Source organism: Bradyrhizobium sp. USDA 4506 (assembly GCF_054058795.1).
Window position 1 is genome coordinate 6,901,674 of the sequence record NZ_JBSSBM010000002.1, and the last position, 22,526, is coordinate 6,924,199.

Annotated in this window: 20 protein-coding genes; 14 read left to right on the plus strand and 6 right to left on the minus strand. The window is 65.8% G+C overall.

The window, feature by feature from the left end:
• Window positions 1-72 precede the first annotated feature (72 nt).
• Window positions 73-486 (plus strand): EVE domain-containing protein, encoded by a 414-nt coding sequence (locus ACVIHF_RS34630; RefSeq protein WP_057021328.1) that lies wholly within the window; start codon window positions 73-75, stop codon window positions 484-486.
• Window positions 487-643: 157 nt separating this feature from the next.
• Here the strand turns inward: ACVIHF_RS34630 and ACVIHF_RS34635 are convergent, their stop codons facing one another.
• Window positions 644-1,822, minus strand: a complete 1,179-nt coding sequence (locus ACVIHF_RS34635; RefSeq protein ID WP_057021329.1) for a DNA topoisomerase IB — start codon at window positions 1,820-1,822, stop codon at window positions 644-646.
• 211 nt (window positions 1,823-2,033) lie between these two features.
• Here ACVIHF_RS34635 and ACVIHF_RS34640 point away from each other — a divergent pair, with 211 nt between their 5' ends.
• The 3 genes from ACVIHF_RS34640 to ACVIHF_RS34650 all read left to right on the plus strand — a co-directional run bounded on the left by ACVIHF_RS34640 (window position 2,034) and on the right by ACVIHF_RS34650 (window position 5,402).
• Window positions 2,034-2,267 (plus strand): hypothetical protein, encoded by a 234-nt coding sequence (locus ACVIHF_RS34640; RefSeq protein ID WP_253641410.1) that lies wholly within the window; start codon window positions 2,034-2,036, stop codon window positions 2,265-2,267.
• Window positions 2,268-2,594: 327 nt separating this feature from the next.
• Window positions 2,595-4,547 carry an acetate--CoA ligase gene (gene acs / locus ACVIHF_RS34645; RefSeq protein ID WP_253609835.1) on the plus strand — a complete coding sequence of 651 codons (1,953 nt, stop codon included), beginning with the start codon at window positions 2,595-2,597 and terminating at the stop codon, window positions 4,545-4,547.
• Window positions 4,548-4,886: 339 nt separating this feature from the next.
• Window positions 4,887-5,402, plus strand: a complete 516-nt coding sequence (locus ACVIHF_RS34650) for a L,D-transpeptidase (protein ID WP_168858081.1) — start codon at window positions 4,887-4,889, stop codon at window positions 5,400-5,402.
• Between the two features lie 80 nt (window positions 5,403-5,482).
• Here ACVIHF_RS34650 and ACVIHF_RS34655 read toward each other — a convergent pair whose 3' ends face one another.
• Both ACVIHF_RS34655 and ACVIHF_RS34660 read right to left on the minus strand, forming a co-directional pair.
• Window positions 5,483-6,079 (minus strand): thermonuclease family protein, encoded by a 597-nt coding sequence (locus ACVIHF_RS34655; protein ID WP_456793286.1) that lies wholly within the window; start codon window positions 6,077-6,079, stop codon window positions 5,483-5,485.
• Between the two features lie 40 nt (window positions 6,080-6,119).
• Window positions 6,120-6,347, minus strand: a complete 228-nt coding sequence (locus tag ACVIHF_RS34660) for a DUF1674 domain-containing protein (RefSeq protein WP_456793287.1) — start codon at window positions 6,345-6,347, stop codon at window positions 6,120-6,122.
• Window positions 6,348-6,522: 175 nt separating this feature from the next.
• On the opposite strand from ACVIHF_RS34660, the gene ACVIHF_RS34665 reads away from it, so the two are divergent.
• From ACVIHF_RS34665 to ACVIHF_RS34680, 4 genes are all read left to right on the plus strand, one after another.
• On the plus strand, window positions 6,523-7,869 hold the full coding sequence (locus ACVIHF_RS34665; protein ID WP_456793288.1) for an RsmB/NOP family class I SAM-dependent RNA methyltransferase: 1,347 nt from the start codon (window positions 6,523-6,525) through the stop codon (window positions 7,867-7,869).
• Between the two features lie 141 nt (window positions 7,870-8,010).
• Window positions 8,011-9,762: a heparinase II/III family protein gene (locus tag ACVIHF_RS34670; protein WP_456793289.1), complete on the plus strand. Its 1,752-nt coding sequence runs from the start codon at window positions 8,011-8,013 to the stop codon at window positions 9,760-9,762.
• A 268-nt stretch (window positions 9,763-10,030) separates the two neighbouring features.
• Window positions 10,031-11,623, plus strand: a complete 1,593-nt coding sequence (purH, locus tag ACVIHF_RS34675; RefSeq protein WP_456793290.1) for a bifunctional phosphoribosylaminoimidazolecarboxamide formyltransferase/IMP cyclohydrolase — start codon at window positions 10,031-10,033, stop codon at window positions 11,621-11,623.
• A 239-nt stretch (window positions 11,624-11,862) separates the two neighbouring features.
• On the plus strand, window positions 11,863-13,023 hold the full coding sequence (locus ACVIHF_RS34680; RefSeq protein WP_456793291.1) for an IS481 family transposase: 1,161 nt from the start codon (window positions 11,863-11,865) through the stop codon (window positions 13,021-13,023).
• On the opposite strand, the gene ACVIHF_RS34685 is transcribed toward ACVIHF_RS34680, so the two are convergent.
• Window positions 12,929-14,308 carry an MFS transporter gene (locus ACVIHF_RS34685; protein ID WP_456794152.1) on the minus strand — a complete coding sequence of 460 codons (1,380 nt, stop codon included), beginning with the start codon at window positions 14,306-14,308 and terminating at the stop codon, window positions 12,929-12,931. The two genes, ACVIHF_RS34680 and ACVIHF_RS34685, sit on opposite strands and share 95 nt — an antisense overlap.
• Window positions 14,309-14,434: 126 nt before the next feature.
• On the opposite strand from ACVIHF_RS34685, the gene ggt reads away from it, so the two are divergent.
• The 3 genes from ggt (at window position 14,435) to ACVIHF_RS34700 (ending at window position 18,787) form a co-directional block, all read left to right on the plus strand.
• The gene (gene ggt / locus ACVIHF_RS34690) at window positions 14,435-16,180 is read left to right on the plus strand and encodes a gamma-glutamyltransferase (RefSeq protein WP_253605649.1); all 1,746 of its coding nucleotides are present in this window, start codon (window positions 14,435-14,437) and stop codon (window positions 16,178-16,180) included.
• 321 nt (window positions 16,181-16,501) lie between these two features.
• Complete coding sequence (locus tag ACVIHF_RS34695) at window positions 16,502-17,800, plus strand: MFS transporter (protein WP_057021337.1); 1,299 nt, start codon at window positions 16,502-16,504, stop codon at window positions 17,798-17,800.
• Window positions 17,801-17,911: 111 nt separating this feature from the next.
• Window positions 17,912-18,787 (plus strand): SDR family oxidoreductase, encoded by an 876-nt coding sequence (locus tag ACVIHF_RS34700; RefSeq protein WP_076833615.1) that lies wholly within the window; start codon window positions 17,912-17,914, stop codon window positions 18,785-18,787.
• A 1-nt stretch (window position 18,788) separates the two neighbouring features.
• On the opposite strand, the gene ACVIHF_RS34705 is transcribed toward ACVIHF_RS34700, so the two are convergent.
• Window positions 18,789-19,124, minus strand: a complete 336-nt coding sequence (locus ACVIHF_RS34705) for a GIY-YIG nuclease family protein (protein ID WP_456778374.1) — start codon at window positions 19,122-19,124, stop codon at window positions 18,789-18,791.
• A gap of 103 nt (window positions 19,125-19,227) precedes the next feature.
• On the opposite strand from ACVIHF_RS34705, the gene ACVIHF_RS34710 reads away from it, so the two are divergent.
• Window positions 19,228-19,656 (plus strand): DUF1330 domain-containing protein, encoded by a 429-nt coding sequence (locus tag ACVIHF_RS34710; protein WP_456793292.1) that lies wholly within the window; start codon window positions 19,228-19,230, stop codon window positions 19,654-19,656.
• Between the two features lie 8 nt (window positions 19,657-19,664).
• On the opposite strand, the gene ACVIHF_RS34715 is transcribed toward ACVIHF_RS34710, so the two are convergent.
• On the minus strand, window positions 19,665-20,330 hold the full coding sequence (locus ACVIHF_RS34715) for a glutathione S-transferase family protein (protein WP_076833619.1): 666 nt from the start codon (window positions 20,328-20,330) through the stop codon (window positions 19,665-19,667).
• Between the two features lie 131 nt (window positions 20,331-20,461).
• Here ACVIHF_RS34715 and ACVIHF_RS34720 point away from each other — a divergent pair, with 131 nt between their 5' ends.
• Both ACVIHF_RS34720 and ACVIHF_RS34725 read left to right on the plus strand, forming a co-directional pair.
• Entirely contained in the window at window positions 20,462-21,046 is a 585-nt protein-coding gene (locus ACVIHF_RS34720; protein WP_057021341.1) for a DUF2239 family protein, read from the plus strand.
• A gap of 117 nt (window positions 21,047-21,163) precedes the next feature.
• Window positions 21,164-22,513 carry an MATE family efflux transporter gene (locus ACVIHF_RS34725; RefSeq protein ID WP_456793293.1) on the plus strand — a complete coding sequence of 450 codons (1,350 nt, stop codon included), beginning with the start codon at window positions 21,164-21,166 and terminating at the stop codon, window positions 22,511-22,513.
• Window positions 22,514-22,526 lie beyond the last annotated feature (13 nt).

Here is a 22,526-nt window from a genome sequence, read left to right on the forward strand (position 1 = left end):
TCAGATGGCCGTGCTTGTCGCGGGCATCGACGTCGCTGTAGATTGCAGCGCAATCGAACGGGGTGAGTTGCGATGAATTACTGGCTGGTGAAATCCGAACCGTCGGTCTGGTCGTGGGACCATCAGGTCGCCAAGGGCGCGAAGGGCGAAGCCTGGACCGGCGTGCGCAACTTCACGGCACGGCAGAATCTCGTCAACATGAAGAAGGGCGACAAGGCGTTCTTCTATCATTCCAATGAGGGCAAGGAGATCGTCGGCATCGCCGAGATCATCAAGGAAGCCTATCCCGACCCGACCGACAAGACCGGCAAGTTCGTCTGCGTCGACATCAAGGCCGACAAGCCGCTGAAGACGCCGGTGACGATGGCCGCGATCAAGGCGGACAAGAAGCTCGCCGACATGGCGCTGGTCAAATATTCGCGGCTTTCGGTGCAGCCGGTCACCGCGGAGGAGTGGAAATACGTCTGCAAGATGGGCGGGCTGTGATGTCTCGTCCAACTCTACTGTCGTCCCGGCGAAGGCCGGGACCCATTACCCCAAATGTCGATTGCTGAAACGAGCTGGGGCCACAGCGAATTCTAATCACAGGCGGCTGTGGTTATGGGTCCCGGCTTTCGCCGGGACGACGATAGGGGATGCGGACCTACGCCCCGGCCGCCATCACCACCTGCGCCAGCAATTGCTCGCGCTTGGACTGGGTGCGGTAGCCTCCCATCGTCGCGGCGAAGCGCTCGAGGATGCCGTCCTCGAACGCGGTGACGATGGTGTCGTGGACATAGCTCTTGCGGCAGATCGCCGGCGTGTTGGACAGCTGGTCGGCGGCGGCACGGATCGCATCCAGCACCTGGCGCTTACGGCCGCGCTGGCTGGTGGCCGGCGTGATCCGGGACAGCGATTCCACGACGACGGCCGACGCCATCAGGGTGCGGAAATCCTTCAGCGAGATCTTGATGCCGGCGATCTCGCGCAAGAACGCGTTCACCGCCGTGGTCGAGGCGGCCCGTACCACGCCGGAGCGGTCGTGATACTGAAACATGCGCTTGCCCGGGACGCCGCGCAGGATGCCGATCGCACGCACCAGCTTGGCCGCATCGCATTCCTTGCGCACGGCCTTGCCGCCCTTGGCCTTGAAGGTCAGCACCAGGGAATCGTCCTCAAGCGTGACGTTGGACTTCAAGAGCGTGGTGGCGCCACGGGTGCCGTTGAGGCGCGCATAGGATTCGTTGCCAGGCCGGATCGCGGTGCGCGCGATCAGCTCGATCACCGCCGACAGCGCGAACTCGCGCGTCGGCTCGTCGCCGGACAGGAACGCCGAGACCTTGCGCCGGATCTTCGGCAGCGCGGCCACCAGCTTGGCGAGGCGATGCGCCTTGCGCTGCTCGCGAACCTTCTCCCAGTCGGCGTGATAGCGATATTGCAGCCGGCCCGCGGCATCGCGGCCGACCGCCTGCAGATGCGAGCTCGGATCGCTGGAATAGCGCACCTGGCGATAGGCCGGCGGGACCGCCATCGCGTGCAGCCGGCGGATGGTGCGCGCATCGCGGACCCGCGAGCCATTGGCACGGACGAATGAATAGGTCTTGCCGCGCTTGATGCGGCGGATGGTCAATTCGTTCTGGTCGCCGAGCCGCAGGCCCAGATCGCGCGCCAGTTCTTCAACCGTCGTTCTAATGGCAGCGGGCGCGTCGAGCTTGAGTTTTGCCGGCGGCTGCAGCCTGGCCCGCGGCGGCTTGGACGGCCACTGGCCCAGTGCCTTTGCCAAGGCGACAGCGGGATCGGCGGAAACGGGCCGCACAGCCGCGATATTCTGCTGATCCATCATTACTCTCGCAAGACGCCTTGTTCCGCTGTTCTCCCGGTAATGCCGTTGCTTCGGGCTTCGTTCCGGTGGGCCGCCTGGCCTCGGAAACGCGATTTAGGGCGTCGGGGCCGACATTGCGAGTCTCGAATCAGTTATTGACTGTATTAAATTACCCTTCATGGGTGCCATTCGCCCGCTAACGTTGATTTTGGGCTGCCCGGGATCGGACAAAATGACGCGAGCGCGGTGCCGGAAACCGGCGTTTGAACGCCCGGAGGTCCACCGCGGTCCCCCAGATCAGGTCAGCGACCTTGCCCTTTCGCGCGCCGCTCTCGCCGGGGCGCGGCTCGAGCTCGGCAGCCACGGGACGGTCCAACCGCTGGCCGCAATCAAGGATTATGCGGTCACGAACGTGTTGACGCAGCTCATCGCGGCGGCGTCCGACAATTCGTTCAATTGTGCCTGAAGCCGTCCATCAAATTCAGCGTCAGCGCATCGTCATCGCACGCGGCACTGCTGCGGTGGTGGCGAACGGCGCAGAGGACCACACCACTACGACCAAGAGACCAGTGACCCCGAGCAAGCGATGGCGCATAGGTTTCTCTCGTCGATGCGTTGCGGTAAGCCGTCCTATCACAAGCGGAAGCCGGCGGACTATCCGGCGGCTTTAACGCGACGAAAGTGACAGTCCTTTTTCCTTGCCGGGCCGGAATGCGGCAACGCATAATCGCGGCAATGATCAAGACGGCTTGCCGTCGCGTCGTGCGCGATCGGCAATGAGTGGAGGAAAATGATGTCCGAGAAGATCTATGACGTGTCGGCCGACTGGGCCAAGCGCGCCTATATCGATGACGCCAAATATCGCGAGATGTATGCGCACTCGGTCAAGGACCCGAACGGCTTCTGGGCCGAGCACGGCAAGCGGATCGACTGGATCAAGCCCTTCACCAAGGTCGAGAACGTCTCCTTCGCACCGGGCAACATCTCGATCAAATGGTTCGAGGATGGCGTGCTGAACGTCGCCTGGAACTGCATCGACCGCCATCTCGACAAGCGCGGCGACCAGACCGCGATCATCTGGGAGGGCGACGATCCCTCCGAATCCAAGCACATCACCTACCGCCAGCTGCACGACGAAGTCTGCAAGATGGCCAACATCCTGCGCACGCGGAACGTCAAGAAGGGCGATCGCGTCACGATCTATCTGCCGATGATTCCGGAAGCGGCCTACGCCATGCTGGCCTGCGCGCGGATCGGCGCCATCCATTCGGTGGTGTTCGGCGGTTTCTCGCCGGACAGCCTCGCGCAGCGCATCAAGGACTGCGACTCGAAGGTGGTGATCACCGCCGACGAGGGCCTGCGCGGCGGCAGGAAAGTGCCGCTGAAGGCCAATGTCGATGCCGCCATCGCCAAGACCGGCGGCGTCGATTGGGTCGTGGTGGTGAAGCGCACCGGCGGCAAGATCGACATGAACCCGACGCGCGACCTCTGGTATCACGAGGCCGCTGCCATGGTGACGACGGAATGCCCGGCCGAGCATATGCACGCTGAGGACCCGCTGTTCATCCTCTACACCTCGGGCTCGACCGGAACGCCGAAGGGCGTGCTGCACACCTCGGCCGGCTACCTCGTATTTGCGTCGATGACGCATCAATATGTGTTCGATTATCACGACGGCGACATCTATTGGTGCACCGCCGACGTCGGCTGGGTCACCGGCCACAGCTACATTCTCTACGGGCCGCTCGCCAACGGCGCGACCACGCTGATGTTCGAGGGCGTGCCGAACTATCCGGACAATTCGCGCTTCTGGAACGTGGTCGACAAGCACAAGGTCAACATCTTCTACACCGCACCGACCGCGATCCGCGCGCTGATGCAGGGCGGCGACGAGCCGGTGAAGAAGACCTCGCGCAAATCGCTGCGCCTGCTCGGCTCGGTCGGCGAGCCGATCAATCCGGAAGCCTGGGAGTGGTATTACCGCGTGGTCGGCGACGACCGCTGCCCGATCGTCGACACCTGGTGGCAGACCGAGACCGGCGGCATCCTGATCACGCCGCTGCCCGGCGCGACGAAGCTGAAACCCGGTTCGGCGACACGGCCGTTCTTCGGCGTGGTGCCGGAGATCGTCGATGCCGACGGCAAGACGCTGGACGGCGAGACCTCGGGCAATCTCTGCCTGACCAGGTCATGGCCGGGCCAGATGCGCACGGTCTATGGCGACCATGCGCGGTTCGAGCAGACCTATTTCTCGACCTACAAGAACAAGTATTTCACCGGCGACGGCTGCCGGCGCGATGCCGACGGCTATTACTGGATCACCGGCCGCGTCGACGACGTCATCAACGTCTCCGGCCACCGCATGGGCACCGCCGAGGTCGAGAGCTCGCTGGTCGCGCATGAGGCGGTGTCGGAAGCCGCTGTCGTCGGCTACCCGCACGACATCAAGGGCCAGGGCATCTACGCCTATGTCACGCTGATGAAGGGCACCGAGCCGACCGAGGCGCTGCGCAAGGAGCTGGTTGCCTGGGTCCGCAAGGACATCGGCCCGATCGCCTCGCCGGACCTGATCCAGTTCGCGCCCGGCCTGCCCAAGACCCGCTCCGGCAAGATCATGCGCCGCATCCTGCGCAAGATCGCCGAGGACGAGTCGTCGAGCCTCGGCGACACCTCGACCTTGGCCGATCCGGCGGTGGTCGACGACCTCGTGCAGAACCGTCAGAACAAGAAGGGCGCGCCAGCGTAAGGCCAGCAGCAGCAAGGATCAGAAGACCAAAGAAGGGCCGCGCGCGATCACCGCCGCGGCCCTTCCCCGTTTGCTGCAACGGGCGCTTCACGGGATTGTCATAGGCAAGGCATGATTGAGGCGCGTTTGTGGCCAAGTGTTGTTTCCAGGTCATTTACTTTAATCCGAACTTTTCATTCTCTCCCGCCATCAGGACGTGTCTTGCGGCCGGTGTGAAACCACCCGGTTAACACACGCAGTTAATGTTGCGTGCGTGAGACCGGCAGGCCCGGTTTTTCAAGGGCTCTGCATCTTCGTTTTTGGCTTCCTTGCGGGAGCTGTTGGGAAGTGGAGAGGTTGATGTCGAGGAAGTTTGCGGTGGCGCTGGCTGCCACCCTTGGTGCGGTTGCTTTGATGTCGCAGGCGGCCGAAGCCCGGCCGGAAATGGTGGGAATACACGCCGACAACTATGAGCCAGGCACCATCGTCGTGAAGACCAACGAACGGCGGCTCTACCTCATTCTCGATTCCGGCCACGCGATGCGTTACCCGGTCGGTGTCGGCAAGTCCGGCAAGCAGTGGGCCGGCACCACGAAGATCGACGGCAAATATCGCAACCCGGCCTGGTCGCCGCCCGCCGAGGTCAAGCGCGACAAGCCCAGCATCCCGAACGTAATCGCCGGCGGCTCGCCGCATAACCCGATGGGCGTCGCTGCGATGACGCTGGCCGGCGGTGAATATGCGATCCACGGCACCAACGTGCCGGGCTCGGTCGGCGGCTTCGTCTCCTACGGCTGCATCCGCATGCTCAACACCGACATCACCGACCTCTATTCGCGCGTCGAGATCGGCACGACGGTCGTCGTCACCCGCTGATCAGGCAGAACGCTTCGCCGATAGAAAAGCCGCGCAACTGCGCGGCTTTTTGTTTGCCCCGCCTGGTTTGACGTTGTCGCCTAGCGCGTAAAATATCCGCACCAGCCGAACCGGTGGCCGCCGTTGTAGGCGCGGGCATGGCCGGCGGCGAGCAGCGCGGCCGAGACATTATCGGTCTTCCTGGTCGCGACGTCGGCGACGACACGTCCCTGATATTTGTCGGGACCGACATTGTAGATCGCGACGTCGCCCTGGCCGAGCAGGTCGCGCAGCGCCACCGTCGCCGCTTGCGCCATTTGCAGTTCGCGCGCACAGGACGCCTTCAGCTCCGGCGCGTCGATGCCGCGCAGCCGGACTCGCGTGTACAGATCCGGGCCCGGCGAGAAATGCACCCGCGCCTCGAATGTATCGCCGTCGATCGTCCTGATCACATCAACGTTGTGCCTGACGTCGGGCGCGCCGGCCCGCTGCCAGATGATATCGGTGTCGCGAGACCTGCCGAGCGACCAGGTCGGCGGCAAGTGCACCCATTGGCGGATCGGCAATGTGCTGCCGACGGCAATGCCGAGCACGAACACCCATGGCAGCGCCGCCGAGACGCGGCGGCCCCAGGGTGATCTTCGGAAGGGCGGACGTCCCGTCCCACGATAAGCATTTATTCTTTCGTATGGGGACATTTTCCCAGACTGGCCTGAGTCGAGCCGTCAGACAAGACTCTCAGAAGTCCGAGGCGATGCCCTTGGTCTCCCAATCGCCATAACGCGTCGGTTCCGGCCCCTTCGGACCCTGGAACTCCTTCGGCCGCGCCGCCGCGTTCTGCGCGGCCGCCTCCTCGGCAGCCTTGCGCCGCGCCGCGGCCTCGGCGAGCGCGCGTTGCGCGGCCGGCGTCAGCGGCTTGCGCGGCGCGGCCTCCGGCGGCGATAACGATGGCGATTTATCAGACATGGCAAAACTTTCTGCCTGCGGATTCCGTATCTCTGTGCTGGCTCAGTGACGACATCACGATCACGAAATCCCGCAAGGCGATTCTTACATTTGGCATATTCGCATGCCAGAGGTGGTATGGAGTTGATGGGCATGAGCCGAATGTAACTCAGCACCTTCGAGATATCTCCGCTTCATGCCTCCTTCAAGATTTGCAGTACCTGCCGAAGTCCCCGGTCTCGCGGCTCGCCGCATCGCGGCCGACATCCTCGATGGCGTGCTGCACAAGCACCGCACGCTCGACGACCAGCTCGACGGCGCCGGCGCGCATCCCGGCCTGAAATCGCTCGCCGATCGCGACCGCGCGCTGATGCGCCGGCTGGTGTCGACCATCTTGCGCAAGCTCGGCACGCTCGGCCATCTGCTGTCGCGCCTGCTCGATCGCGGCATCCCGACCGATGCGCCGCGCGCGCAGAGCGCGCTCCTGATCGGCGCGGCACAGATTCTCTGGATGGACGTGCCCGACCATGCCGCGGTCGATCTCTCGGTGCGGCTGGTGCAGTCCGACCGGCGCGCCGCGAAATATGCCGGGCTCGTCAACGCCGTGCTGCGCCGCTGTGCACGCGAAGGCCAGGGCCTGATCGACGAGATCAGCATGCAGACCCTGGACCTGCCGCCATGGATGCTGGCGCGCTGGAACGCGCATTACGGCGAAGCCACCGCGCGCGACATGGCGCTTGCGCTCGGCCACGAGCCGTCGCTCGATCTGACGGTGAAGTCGGACGCGGCGCAATGGGCGACCCGCCTGCACGGCGAGACGCTGCCGACGGGAACCGTGCGCACGCTGCTGCAGGGTTCCGTCACGATGCTGCCCGGCTTTGCCGAAGGACAGTGGTGGGTGCAGGACGCCGCCGCCGCGCTGCCGGTGCGGCTGTTCGGCGACATCAAGGACAAGGCGGTCGCGGATCTCTGCGCCGCGCCCGGCGGCAAGACCGCCCAGCTCGCGCTGGCCGGCGCGCACGTCACCGCGGTCGACCGCTCGCCGGCGCGCGTGGCGCGGCTGCGCGACAATCTCACGCGTCTGGCCTTGCAGGCCGAGACCGTCGTTGCCGACGCCGCCGAATGGCCCGCCGAGGCCGCAAGCTTCGACGGTATCCTGGTCGATGCGCCCTGCAGCTCGACGGGAACCATCCGCCGCCATCCCGACGTCGCCTGGCTGCGGCAGGAAGGCGACATCGCCGCGCTGTCGGCGCTGCAGAAGCGGCTGTTGCAAAGAGCCGCCAATCTGCTGAAGCCCGGCGGCACGCTGGTCTACTGCACCTGCTCGCTGGAGCCGGAGGAAGGCGAGCATGCGATCGCCGCGCTTCTGGCGAGCGAATCAGGCCTGCGCCGTGCGCCGGTCGAGAAGAGCGAGGTCGCCGGCCTCGACGACATCATCACCGCCGACGGCGATCTGCGCACTTTGCCGAGCCATTTGCCCAATGCCGACCCGCGGCTGGGCGGGCTGGATGGATTTTACGCAGCCCGGCTGGTTAAATCCTGATTTTAAACTTCAGTCCTCTAAGCTCGAAGTGATTCGTGCGGTATCAAGAGGGTGCCTGGGCAGGTGTCTTGGCAGGTGTCTTGGCCGCGTTTCCGGATTAAATAAGGATTCGTTGAAAATTCCCTCCCCGCAAGGTTAGGCGTGTCGGTCGCTCAAAGCAGACGCATCTCGACGCTGATTGCTGGCCGCTTTGCCCGCAGCATGCTCGCACGCGCCAGCGGGAGCACGGTTGCGCTGTCGCGGCTCTGGCCCGGCCGCACCGACCGGCTGGTCATCGCCCCGCACGATCTGCGGACCGCCGACGCCACCCGCGCGGCCGAGATCTATGCCGGACGATTCGTCTTCGCCGGCAAGATCGTCACCTGCCACGGCCGCTCGATCTTCGATCTCGAGCCGCCGTCGGAGGATTGGGAAGCCGCCCTGCTCGGCTTCGGCTGGCTGCGCCATCTGCGCGCCGCCGACACCGCGCTGACCCGCGCCAACGCCCGTTCGCTGGTCGACGACTGGATCTCCAACCAGGCCCGCAAGCGGCCGCTGGAGCGCCGCGCCGATGTGCGCGCGCGGCGGGTGATCTCGCTGCTGTCGCAGGCACCGCTGGTGCTCGGCGACACTGACGGAAAATTCTACCGCAAATATCTGCGCGGGCTGGCGCGCGAGATCCGCTATCTGCGCCACGCGACGCTCGACAATGACGGCGTTCCGCGCCTGCAGGTGCTGATCGCGCTGTGCTACGCCTCGCTCTGTCTCGCCAACCAGGCGCGCAACATCAAATCGGCGACGCGCAAGCTGTCCGACGAATTGCAGCGCCAGATCCTGCCCGATGGCGGCCACATCTCGCGCAATCCCGGCGCGCTGGTCGAACTGCTCAGCGATCTCCTGCCGCTGCGACAGACCTTTGCTGCACGGAATATCGCGCCGCCGCCGGCGCTGCTCAACGCCATCGACCGCATGATGCCGATGCTGCGCTTCTTCCGGCACGGCGACGGCAGCTTCGCGCTGTTCAACGGCATGAGCACCGCGCCGTCCGATCTCGTCGCGACGCTGCTCGCCTATGACGACACCCGCGGCGTGCCGATGGCGAGCATGCCGCATACCGGCTTTCAGCGGCTTGATGCCGGCAACACCGCCTTGATCATCGATACCGGCCCGCCGCCGCCGGCCAGCGTCAGCCAGGACGCGCATGCCGGCTGCCTGTCGTTCGAGCTGTCCTCCGGCGTGAGCCGCATCGTCGTCAATTGCGGCATGCCGAGCACCGGCCGCGACAATTGGCGGCCGTTCGCGCGCTCCACCGCGGCGCATTCGACGCTGACCTATCGCGACGCCTCGTCATGCCAGTTCGTCGAGCTGTCGGCGATGAAGCGGCTGCTCCGCGGCGCGCCCATCACCAGCGGTCCGAGCAACGTCGAGAGCTACCGCGAAGCCGTTCCCGACGGCGACGTGCTCACCGCCTCGCATGACGGCTATCTCTCGCGCTTCGGCGTGATCCACCGCCGTGTGCTGATGGTCTCGCAGGACGGCACGCGGCTGGAGGGCGAAGATTCGCTGTCGCCGACGCCGGGCGGCCGCATCAAGGGCAGCGAGGCCGATTTCGCGCTGCGCTTCCATTTGCATCCCTCGGTGAAGGCGAGCCGGCTGTCGGATGCCCGCGGCGTGATGCTGGTGCTGCCCAACCGCGACGTCTGGACCTTCGAGGCGATGGACGACAAGGTCGATCTCGAGGACAGCGTGTTCCTGGCCGGCAATGACGGCCCGCGCCGCACCTCCCAGATCGTGATCCGGCAGGACGCGAGGCAGGCCGGCACCATCCGCTGGAGCTTCGTGCGCTCCTCGACCTCGGCCTCCGCCACCACCGCGCGCCGCAACGCCCGCCGCGAGCCGGAACTGCCGCTGTAGGACGGGTGAGTCCTCCGACCCGTCATCCTGAGGAGCCGCGAAGCGGCGTCTCGAAGGATGCACGGCCCCGCCGGTGGCCGTCGACCCTTCGAGACGCGCGGAGCCTGTCATCGGGCCGCGCTTTGCGCTGACCCGGTGGCGCTCCTCAGGGTGACGGGGAAAGAATACCGGACCACCCTCAATTTGCGGGGAATCAGGCGCATGTACCGGTTTCGTACGGCACAAAACCATGCTACCCGGCTGCCTTAACAGCCAGGGATTTTCCGATATGACCGAGCAGCTTCGCCGCGTGACCCGCGCTCTGTTGTCCGTTTCCGACAAGACCGGACTGATCGATTTCGCCAAGGCGCTGGCCGACCATGGCGTCGAGCTGGTCTCGACCGGCGGCACCGCCAAGGCGATCGCGGCGGCCGGGCTGAAGGTCAAGGACGTCTCCGAGCTCACCGGTTTTCCGGAGATGATGGATGGCCGGGTCAAGACGCTGCACCCGAAGGTGCATGGCGGCCTGCTCGCGATCCGCGACAACAAGGAACACACCGCGGCGATGGCTTCGCACGGCATCGCGCCGATCGACCTCTTGGTCGTCAACCTCTATCCGTTCGAGGCCACCGTCGACAAAGGCGCCGGCTTCGAGGAGTGCATCGAGAACATCGACATCGGCGGTCCCGCGATGATCCGCGCCGCGGCCAAGAACCATGACGACGTCGCCGTGGTGGTCGAGGCGAACGACTATTCTGCCGTGCTCGACGAGCTCGCCGCGCACAAGGGCGCAACCTCGCTTCAGTTGCGCCGCCGGCTCGCCGCCAAGGCCTATGCGCGCACGGCGGCCTATGACGCCGCGATCTCGAACTGGTTTGCCGTACAGCTCGACACCAAGGCGCCGGACTTCCGCGCCTTTGGCGGCAAGCTGATCCAGTCGCTGCGCTATGGCGAGAACCCGCACCAGACCGCGGCGTTCTATGCCACGCCGGAGAAGCGGCCGGGCGTCGCGACCGCGCGCCAGCTGCAGGGCAAGGAACTGTCCTACAACAACATCAACGACACCGACGCGGCCTATGAATGCGTCGGCGAGTTCGACCCGCAGCGCACCGCGGCCTGCGTCATCGTCAAGCACGCCAATCCCTGCGGCGTCGCCGAGGGCCCCGATCTCGCCACCGCCTATGCCCGCGCGCTCGCCTGCGACTCCACCTCGGCCTATGGCGGCATCATCGCGGTCAATCGCACGCTCGATGCGGATGCCGCGCGCACCATCATCGGCATCTTCACCGAGGTGATCATCGCGCCCGACGCGACCGAGGAGGCGATCTCGATCATCGCCGGCCGGCGCAATCTGCGCCTGCTGCTCGCTGGCGGCCTGCCGAACGCGCGCGCGGTCGGCCTCACCGCCAAGACCGTCGCCGGCGGCCTCTTGGTGCAGAGCCGCGACAATGCCGTGGTCGAGGACATGAACCTGAAGGTCGCGACCAAGCGTGCGCCGACCGACGCCGAGCTGCGCGATCTCAAATTCGCCTTCCGCGTCGCCAAGCACGTCAAGTCGAACACCATCATCTACGCCAAGGACCTCGCGACCGTCGGCATCGGCGCCGGCCAGATGAGCCGAGTCGATTCCGCGCGCATCGCCGCGCGCAAGGCGCTGGATGCGGCGGCCGAGCTGAAGCTCGCCGAGCCCCTGACCAAGGGCTCGGTGGTCGCCTCCGACGCCTTCTTCCCGTTCGCCGACGGCATGCTGGCCTGCATCGAGGCCGGCGCCACCGCGGTGATCCAGCCCGGCGGCTCGATGCGCGACGACGAGGTGATCAAGGCCGCCGACGAGCACGGCATCGCCATGGTGTTCACCGGCGTGCGGCATTTCCGGCATTGAGTACGACCTGTAGCCCGGATGGAGCGTAGCGAAATCCGGGGCGGTTTCTCCGCGGACCAAAGACCCCGGATTGCGCTTCGCTCCATCCGGGCTACGAGTTTGGCCGGGACGACAGGTGCGATTTACTTCCGGCACTAGAGCAACCTGTCGTCCCTGCTTTCGTGTTTGGTCCCTGCTGATTGGTTTGATGGAATCGGTGTAGAACGAGGCGTGGCCTTTGTCAGGGAGCACCTCGGGTCATGGAACTGAGCCTGCACGCGAACGCCACGACGACGCCGAAGACGCGCGCCTATATCCAGCGCAGCAGGAAGTCGGTTGCCGAATTGGCGACGGAACTGGGGGTCAGCGAGACCACGATCTATCGTTGGCGCGACCGCACGACGGTCGAAGATCGCTCGCACCGGCCGAAGAACCTGGTGACCAGCCTGTCGGCTGTCGAAGAAAGGGCGGTTTGCGAGCTGCGGACGTCGCTGCAGTTGCCGCTGGATGACATCGTCGAGGTGATGCAGCGATGCATCAATGCCAAGCTGTCCCGCAGCGCCATTCACCGCTGCCTGCAGCGCAATGGCATCAGCCGGCTCGCCAAGCCTGACAAACCCAAGGTCGGCATCTTCGAGACCGCCAGCATCGGCTTCATCCATATCGACGTGAAGTATCTGCCGTCCCTGCAGCGCCGCACCAGCTATGCCTTCGTCGCCATCGACCGCGCCACCCGCTACGTCTTTGTCGAGATCCATTCCAGGCGGGACGGGGCCACCGCGACCGGCTTCCTCGAGCGCTTCCTGGCCGACTTCCCGCACCAGGTTCACACCATCCTGACCGACAATGGCGCGGAGTTCACCGACCGCTTCGCTGTCGACAAGAAGAACAAGCCGCCCGGGAAGCCTTCCGGCGACCACCCCTTTGATCGGCTCTGCAAGCAGCGCGGCATCCAGCATCGCCTGACCAAGCCTTACCACCCGCAGACCAACGGCCTCGTCGAACGCTTCAACCGGCGTATCGCCGAAGCCATTGGCCGCGAACAAAAGCGCGGCAGCGCCCGGCGGACCTTCATCGACCATGCCGATCGCGACGCCTTCATCGCCAAGTTCGTCCACGACTACAACCGGACTCGCCTCAAATGCCTCGGCTACCAGGCCCCGATCCAGGCCGTTGCTAAACTCACGGGACTGAACACGAAAGCAGGGACCCATAACCACAGGCGTGTATTGTTGGAACGAGTTGGGGCTCCAGCGCCGCACAACATGAGCAGCGGTGGTTATGGGTCCCGGCTCGCGCTTCGCTTGGCCGGGACGACGGCGGTTGTTATTCCCGCACCTTCGCCAGCAGCGCCAGTCCCGCCACGAAGAACGCCACCAGCACCGCCATGCCGGCCTTCTGGCTCGCGGTCGCCGCGGTGATCGCGCCGATCAGGAGCGGGCCGATGAACGACGTCACCTTGCCGGTGAGCGCGAACAAGCCAAAATACTGCGCGATGCGATCCTTCGGTGCGAGGCGGATCAGGAGCGAGCGCGAGGCGGCCTGCAGTGGCGCACCGGTGGCGCCGATCAGGCAGCCCAGCACGATGTAGGCGCGCTCGGCGGCGCCCGCGAACAACGCACCGCCAGGCACCGGCGGCGCGACCGGTATGAACAGGATGGAATCCTTGTTCACGGTGAGGATCACGACGATCGCAAGCAGCAGGATCAGCAGGCTGCCGGTGATCACGCGCTTCGGTCCGAATGCATCATCGAGCTTGCCGCCGATCCAGCCGCCGAACGTGCCGGCCACCGCGAGGATGATGCCGAAGGTGCCGATCCGGATCGTGTCCCAGCCGAATGTGCCGGCGGCATAGATGCCGCCGAACGCAAACAGCGAGACCAGCCCGTCGGTGTAGATCATGTTCGCCAGCAGGAAGCGCGCCAGTGACTTCTGCTTCGGCAGGCTCGACAACGATTCCCTGAGCTCGCGCAGGCCCTCGCCGAGCGCCGCGCGCAGCGGGCGCTTCGTCGGATAGTCCGGCGTGAACAGGAACATCGGCGTCACGAAGATGACGAACCAAAGCCCGGTCAGCGGCCCGGTGATGCGGTCGCCTTCATGCATGGCGGGATCGAGACCGAACAGCGGCGTGAAGCCGAACAGCGTGCGGCCGGTCTCGGCATTGGCAGCGAGGAAGCCGAGCACGAGAACAAGACTCAGGATGCCCCCGACATAGCCGGTGGCCCAGCCGGTGCCTGACAGTCGCCCGATCCGGTCCGGCGGCACCAGGGTCGGCATCATCGCATTGTTGAACACGGTCGCGAACTCGACGCCGACGCTCGCAATCGCATAGGCGAGCAGCAGCGCCGGGATGACGTCGGGATTGCCGGGCTTGCCGATCCACGTCGCGCTGGCGCCGATCACGAGCAGCGCGCCGAAGCCCGCGATCCACGGCTTGCGCCGGCCGCTGGCATCGGCGATCGCACCTAGCACCGGGGACAGCAGCGCGATCGCAAGTCCGGCCGCCGCGGTGGCAAAGCCCCACAGCGCCTGGCCGCTCGCGGCATCAGGCGCGACGAAGCTCGCGAAATAAGGCGCGAACACAAAGGTCGTGATCAGCGTGAAATATGGCTGCGCAGCCCAATCGAAGAAGATCCAGCTGATGACGGCGGCGCGGCCAGGATAAACCTTGGTGGTGGCCTTCGCGTCACCGGCGCCCGTCTGCATTGTTGCCGTCATCGCGAAAGATATTCCCCAACTCGAACCACAGGCAGGCTTTTGCCGCTCCAATCCGCTCCCATATAGCATGGGCCGGTTTGACTGATACGGCGATGAACAGGGCAGGACATTTCGATGGCGCTGACGGCAACGATGTCGCGACGGCTGTTTGCCGCTCTCCTGGTGATTGGTATCGCGACGCCTGCCCTCGGCCAGGTCCAGCGCCGCTTCTATGAACCTTCGGCCGCGGACACGATTCGCAGCATTCACGCCGAAAACGGCATGGTGGTGGCGCAGGAGAAGCTGGCTGCGCAAGTTGGCGCCGACATCCTGCGACAGGGCGGCAACGCGGTCGACGCCGCGGTCGCCACCGGCTTCGCGATGGCGGTGACCTATCCGCGCGCCGGCAATATCGGCGGCGGCGGTTTCATGGTGATCCATCTCGCCGGGCGCAATGAGGATGTCGCGATCGACTATCGCGAGACTGCGCCGCAGGCCGCTACCCGCGACATGTTCCTGAACGCCGACGGCAAGCCCGATTCCGACAAGTCGCGCAACTCCGCGCTCGCGATCGGCGTGCCCGGTACGGTCGCGGGTCTCGCGCTCGCACTGGAGAAATACGGCTCCGGCAAGTTCACGCTGGCGCAGATCCTCAAGCCCGCGATCGATCTCGCGCGTGACGGATTCATCGTCACCGACGACACATCGGACACGCTGAACGACATGTATCGCCGCATGTCGCGCTGGCCGAATTCGGCCAAAACATTCTCGCACGCCGACGGCACGCCGCTGCGCGAGGGCGACCGCCTGATCCAGGGCGATCTCGCTGGCGTACTGACCGCGATAGCCGAACAAGGCCCGCGCGGCTTCTATCAAGGCGCCGTCGCCGAGAAGCTCGTCGGCGGCATCAAGAACGCCGGCGGCATCTTCACCCTCGAGGATCTGAAATCCTACCAACCGGTGATCCGCACGCCGATCCGCGGCAGCTATCGCGGCTACGACATCGTCTCGATGCCGCAGCCCTCCTCCGGCGGCGTCGTGCTGCTGGAGATCCTCAACATCCTCGAAGGCTTTCCGATGTCCGACATGAAGCAGGGCTCGGCCGCCTCGCTGCATGTGATGATCGAGGCGATGAAGCGGGCCTATGCCGATCGCGCGCGCTATCTCGGCGATCCCGCCTTCGTCGACGCGCCGACGCAATTGCTGATCGACAAGGACTATGCGGCCAAACAGCGCGCGACCATCGATCTTGCCCGCGCCACGCCCTGGACCGATGTGCGCAACGCCAAGCAACCGCACGAGGGCGACAACACCACGCATTATTCGGTCGTCGACGCCGGCGGCAACGCCGTCAGCAACACCTACACGCTGAACTTCCCCTACGGCGTCGGCCTCGTCGCCGACGGCACCGGCGTGCTGCTCAACAACGAGCTCGACGATTTCACCGCAGCGCCCGGCGCCTCCAACGCCTTCGGCCTGGTCGGCTTCGAGGCCAATCTGCCGGGACCCGGCAAGCGTCCGCTGTCGTCGATGTCGCCGACCATCGTGCTGAAGGACGGCAAGCCGGTGCTGGTGACGGGCTCGCCCGGCGGCAGCCGCATCATCTCCGCCGTGACGCAGATCATCGTCGACGTGATCGACTACAAGATGGACATCGCGGCCGCGGTCGCCGCGCCCCGCATGCACCATCAATGGCTGCCCGACGAAGTCCGGATCGAGCGCGGTTTTCCCGACGCGGTGCTGGGCGATCTGCGCGCCAAGGGCCACAAACTGGTCGAGCCGCTCGGCTACTCCTCCGCGAACTCGATCCTCGTCACGACCAGCGGTCTGCTCGGCGCGCCGGATCCGCGCACGCGCGGCTCGGAGGCCGCGGGATACTAGAACGTGATGGGATCCGGTTGAGCTGGAGCGGCGGTGCAGGCTCACCTCTCCCTTGGGAGCGGTCGGTGCATAGCGCCGGGTGAGGGGTTCCGCTCTCTCGTTGGAGCTGCAGTCCCTCACCCGATTTGTTGCGCAAATCACCTCTCCCCGCCGGGGAGCGGTGAGCGTGCGCGGGGCCAATTCGATTCAATCTTCATCTCGTTCTAAGAGCCTTGCAAACGCGGCTTTGCCCCGCCTGCAACATCGCGATAGATTGGCGGTCCGCGTACCTCCGGCCGCGGATCGCAAACAGCCGGTGAAAGATTTCTCCGGGGAACGCGCATGAGCACGGCCGAATCCAAGTCAATGGAAGTCGCAGAGATCGAGGACACCAGCCTCCTCGCCTTCTATCGCGACATGAACCTGCAGGAGCGGCGCACGTTCTGGGCCTGCGCGTCGGGCTGGACGCTCGACGGCATGGATTTCATGATCTATCCGCTGGTGATCGGCACCATCATCACGCTCTGGAAAGTTGACCCCGGCACCGCCGGCCTCGCGGGCACCGTGACGCTGCTGGCCTCGGCCGTCGGCGGCTGGCTCGGCGGCTATCTGTCCGACCGGATCGGCCGGGTGAAGACGCTGCAGCTCACCATCATCTGGTTCTCGTTCTTCTCGCTGGTCTGCGCATTGGTGCAGAATTTCGATCAGCTCTTGATCGCCCGCGCGCTGCTCGGGCTCGGCTTCGGCGGTGAATGGGCCGCCGGCGCGGTGCTGATCGGCGAGGCGATCCGGCCGCAGTATCGCGGACGTGCGGTCGGCTCGGTGCAGTCGGGCTGGGCGGTCGGCTGGGGCCTTGCGGTGCTGGCGCAGGCGATCCTGTTCTCGGTGCTGCCGGCGGAGAACGCCTGGCGCTGGATGTTCGTGATCGGCGCACTGCCGGCGCTGCTCGTGTTCTACCTGCGCCGCTACGTCACCGAGCCGGAAATCTCCGCCGCGACCATGGCGCAGGCGCAGGCCTCCGGCAGCGGCCCCGCCGCGTTGTGGGAGATCTTCCACGGACCGATCCTGAAGACCACGCTGCTGGCCTCCCTGGTCGGCACCGGCATGCAGGGCGGCTATTACGCCATCACCTTCTGGGTACCGCGCTTCCTCACCACCGAGCGCAAGCTCTCGGTGGTCGGCTCGACCGGCTATCTCGCGACGCTGATCATCGGCTCCTTCATCGGGTATCTCGTCGGCGCCTGGCTCGCCGACCGGATCGGCCGGCGCAACCTGTTCCTGATCTTCTCGATCGGCGCGATCGCAGTGGTGCTGCTCTACACCCAGCTGCCGCTGTCCAACGAGGTGCTGTGGGTGCTGGGCTTCCCGCTCGGCTTCTTTGCCTCGGGCTATTTCTCCGGCATGGGCGCGTTCCTGACCGAACTGTATCCGACCCGGCTGCGTGGCTCCGGCCAGGGCTTCTGCTACAATTTCGGCCGCGGCATCGGCGCGCTGTTCCCGTTCCTGGTCGGCGCGCTGTCGACCACGACCACGCTCGCCAACGCGATCGCGATCTTCGCGGTGGCGGCCTACGGCGTGTTCTTCATTGCCGCCTACGCGCTGCCGGAAACCCGCGGCCGCGTGCTGCATGCGGATGGGTAGGCGGAAAAATACTCCTCACCCCAACCTCGAGAGCGAGCTTCGCTCGCCTCGGGCTCCCACAAGGGGAGAGGGAGCCTGACAATGGTGCGTCCCTAACTGGAGGCCATTCTCATGACATCGCTCAAGGGCAAGACGCTGTTCATCTCGGGCGCGAGCCGCGGCATCGGGCTGGCGATCGCGCTGCGCGCCGCGCGTGACGGCGCCAATGTCGCGATCGCGGCGAAGACCGCCGAGCCGCACCCGAAGCTGAAGGGCACGATCTACACCGCCGCCGACGAGGTCCGCGCCGCCGGCGGCAAGGCGCTGCCGGTGCTCTGCGACATCAGGGACGAGGCGCAGGTGATGGCGGCGATCGAGCAGACCGTCGCCGAGTTCGGCGGCATCGACGTCTGCGTCAACAATGCCAGCGCCATCAGCCTGACCAATTCGCAGGCGACCGACATGAAGCGGTTCGACCTGATGATGGGGATTAACACCCGCGGCACCTTCATGGTGTCGAAATACTGCATCCCGCACCTGAAGAAGGCGGAGAATCCGCACATCCTGATGCTGTCGCCGCCGCTCGACATGAAGACGAAATGGTTCGAGCACTCGACCGCCTATACGATGGCGAAGTTCGGCATGAGCATGTGCGTGCTCGGGCTCGCGGGCGAATTGAAATCGGCCGGCATTGCCGTCAACGCGCTGTGGCCGCGCACCACGATCGCGACCGCCGCGGTCGGCAACCTGCTCGGCGGCGACGCCATGATGCGCGCGAGCCGCACGCCCGAAATCATGGGCGATGCGGCCTACGCGATCATCACCCGGCCGTCGCGCGAATTCACCGGGCATTTCTGCATCGACGACAAGGTGCTCTATGCCAATGGCGTCCGCGACTTCGAGCGCTACCGCGTCGATCCCTCGGTGCCGCTGATGTCGGACTTCTTCGTGCCCGACGACGACGTGCCGCCGCCCGGCGTCACCGTGCAGCCGCTGCCGTCACACTAGGCTACACCGCGAACGCATTCAGCTCCGCGCGCCAATGCTGCACGCGCTCCTTCAGCAGCGTGTCGCGCACATAGGTGAGCTCCTCGTCCTCGATCCGCTCCAGCGTTTCGAGTGAGAGGTTGTCCGCGCCGTGGGCCGTCCAGGCGCGCTGCAGCTCCGCGTTGCGATGACTGCCCATCCGCAGCGTGAACCAGATGCGGTTCTCGATCTTGTCGAGGTCGAGCGCCTGCCCGACCCAGACCTCACCGGTCGCGCGGCAGCGGATCGCGAATACGCCGGCAACGCTCGCGCGCTTCTTGTAGTCGGCGATGGCTTGCTTGCGGTCCTCGGTCTTCATGGTGGCTCCTGTCATCCCGTCGGGCTATTTATATCCGGGTATTATTGACAAGGCAATTATGTCCGGGTAAAAAGTGCCGTCAACCTTCGATGGGACAACCAACATGGACACCGCCGCCTGCTATCTTGAGCCGACCTGGAACGCCGGCCGCGACTTTGCCCAGCGCGAGATGGCGGGCGAGCTGGTGATGCTCAATTTGCTGCGCTTCCGCGCGATCGCCGACTATTCGCAAAGCCCGGAGCTCGCCCCGCCGCAGCCGATCGCGGGAGCTGCGGCCTACGACCGCTATGTCGCGCACACGCTCCCGCATCTGCGCAAGAGCGGCGGCGACATCCTGTTCATGGGTGAAGGCGGCCCGTTCCTGATCGGGCCCGAGGGCGAGCGCTGGGACCGCGCGATGCTGATCCGGCAGAAGAGCCGTGGCGCGTTCCTCGCCTTCGCGGTGGCGGAGGCCTACCTCGCCGGCATCGGACACCGCACCGCGGCGCTGGCGGATTCGCGGCTGCTGCCGCTGGTCGAGCTGCCGCGATGAGCGCGAATTTACCGGCCGACCTGGTACGGCCCGCCCTTCTCCAGCGCCCGCGCATAGGCCGGGCGGGCGTGAATGCGCTCCAGGAACGCGACACACTTGGGATGGCCGTCCTCGAGCCCGCCGCGCGCCGCGGCGGCCTCGAGCGGAAAGCTCATCTGGATGTCGGCGCCGGAAAACTCGCTGCCGGCGAACCATTCGCTCTTGCCGAGCTCGCCTTCCCAATAGGCCATGTGCTGCTTGAGCTGCGGATTGACCAGCGTGGACAGCGCCGTGTTGGATACCTTGCGCACCAAGGGCCGCAGCAGCGCCGGCGCGCGCTTCGGCATCAGCGTGAACAGGAGCTTCAGCAGCAGCGGCGTCATCGCCGAACCCTCGGCGTAGTGCAGCCAATAGGTGTAGCGCAGCCGCTCCGGCGTATCGGCCGGCGGGATGAGGCGCCCGTTGCCGTAGGTCGCGATGATGTATTCGAGGATCGCGCCGGATTCCGCGATCGTGTGGCCGTTGTCGGTGACGACGGGCGACTTGCCGAGCGGATGGATCGCGCGCAGCTCCTTCGGCGCCCGCATGTCGGGCTGCCGCTGGTAGCGCACGATCTCGTAGGGCACGCCCAATTCCTCGAGCAGCCACAGCACGCGCTGCGAGCGGGAATTGTTGAGGTGATGAACCGTCAGCATGGGCATCCTCTGAAAGATCAGCGCAATCGGGCGGCGTTTGGTGCCAGCGGGAAACCAGAAAGTCGAGATCCACGCGCCGCGATTGCTAAGAATTATCCGGGCAGTATGTCGCGCAATCTGAGAGGTCTACCATGAATCCTGCCTATGTCGCGTTCGAAGGCGAGCACCGCATCGGGGCCGGCGACCTCCCGGAGGTTGCGCGCGCCGCCAAGCAACACCTCGACCAACGCAAGGACGCCGCGATCCTGGTGTTCAACGGCCGCACCTCGGCGCTGGTCGATATCGATTTCCGCGGCTCGGTCGACGATGTGCTGGCGCGGCTGCCGCAGCCCGCACCTGCGCGCGACGAGGAGCCGACGCCGACCGCGCCGCGCGGCCCGGGACGTCCGAAGCTTGGCGTCGTCGCGCGCGAGATCACGCTGTTGCCACGGCATTGGGACTGGCTCGCGCAGCAGAAGGGCGGTGCATCGGTTGCGATCCGCAAGCTGGTCGACGAGGCGCGCCGCGCGAGCGGCGACAAGGATCGCACGCGCAGCGCGCAGGACGCCGCCTATCGCTTCATGACTGTCATGGCCGGCAACCGGCCGAACTATGAAGATGCGATCCGCGCGCTGTTCGCCCACGACCGGCGCCGCTTTGCGACGCTGATCGCCGACTGGCCGGCCGACATCCGCGATCACGCGATCCGGCTCGCCTATAGCGATCAAGCGGACTGACTGGTTTCGAGTGACATGGATGGCGGCCCGGCCTGCCGGCGATTCGGTTCTGATCGAACTGAACCGCAGCCCCTGGTCCGCCGCCGTCCCTGACGTCGCAATTTTTGGAAGTTGAACGTGTCCAACCCTCGCTCCCTGCGCAAAGCCTTCCTCGCCTTCCTCGCGCCGATGCTGCTCAGCAACGTGCTGCAGTCGCTGTTCGGCACCATCAACGGCGTCTATCTCGGCCAGATGATCGGCGTCGACGCGCTCGCCGCCGTCTCGGTGTTCTTTCCGGTGATGTTCTTCTTCATTTCCTTCGTGATCGGCCTGAGCGCCGGCGCCTCGGTCATGATCGGCCAGGCCTGGGGCGCCGGCGAGCCCGACCGGGTGAAAGCGGTCGCCGGCACGACCATGACCGTGACGCTGCTGCTCGCGCTGGCGATCGCGATATCAGGCGGCCTGTTCGCCCGCCCGCTCTTGATCGCGCTCGCGACGCCATCTGACGTCCTCGACGCCGCGGTGGCTTATGCGCGGATCATGATGATCACGATGCCCATAACCTTCGCATTCCTGCTGCTGACGGCGATGATGCGCGGCGTCGGCGACACCGTGACGCCGCTGGTTGCGCTGACGGTCTCGACCATCGTCGGCCTGGTGGTGACGCCGGCGCTGATCCGCGGCTGGCTTGGCCTGCCGATGCTCGGCGTCGCCAGCGCTGCCATCGCCTCCGCGGTCTCGGGCGTCGTCACGCTGCTGTGGCTGCATGTCCATATGCTGCGGCACCGCCATGCGCTGGCCTTCGACGCCGCGTTTCTGCGCGCGATGCGGCCGAACGGCGCGCTGCTGCGCATCGTGCTGCGGCTCGGCATTCCGACCGCGATCGGCATGGTGGTGGTCTCGCTCGCCGAACTGGTGCTGCTCGGCCTCGTCAACGGCTTCGGCTCGGACGCCACCGCGGCCTATGGCGCGGTCAACCAGGTGATCGGCTATGTGCAGTTTCCGGCGATCTCGATCGCGATATCGGTGTCGATCTTCGGCGCGCAGGCGATCGGCCGCGGCGATTCCGCCCGGGTCGGCGCCATCGTCCGGACCGGGATCGAGATGAATCTCGCGCTGACCGGCGGGCTGGTCGTGCTCGGCTATCTCTTCGCGCGGCCGCTGATGGGCTTCTTCATCGTCGACAATGCCGTGCTCGGGCTGGCGCAGCAGCTGTTGTACATCGTGCTGTGGAGCATGGTGCTGTTCGGCATGGCGACGGTGTTTTCGGGCGCGATGCGCGCCGGCGGCACGGTGTGGATGCCGCTGTTGCTTTCGACGCTGGCGATCGCGGTGGTCGAGGTGCCGGTCGCGATCCTGCTCAGCCGCACCATCGGCGTCAGCGGCATCTGGATCGCCTATCCCGTCACTTTTGCAACCATGTTCGTGCTGCAGATGGCCTATTACGCCCTGGTATGGCGCAAGCAGACCATCAAGCGGCTGATTTGACATCGCGCGCCGC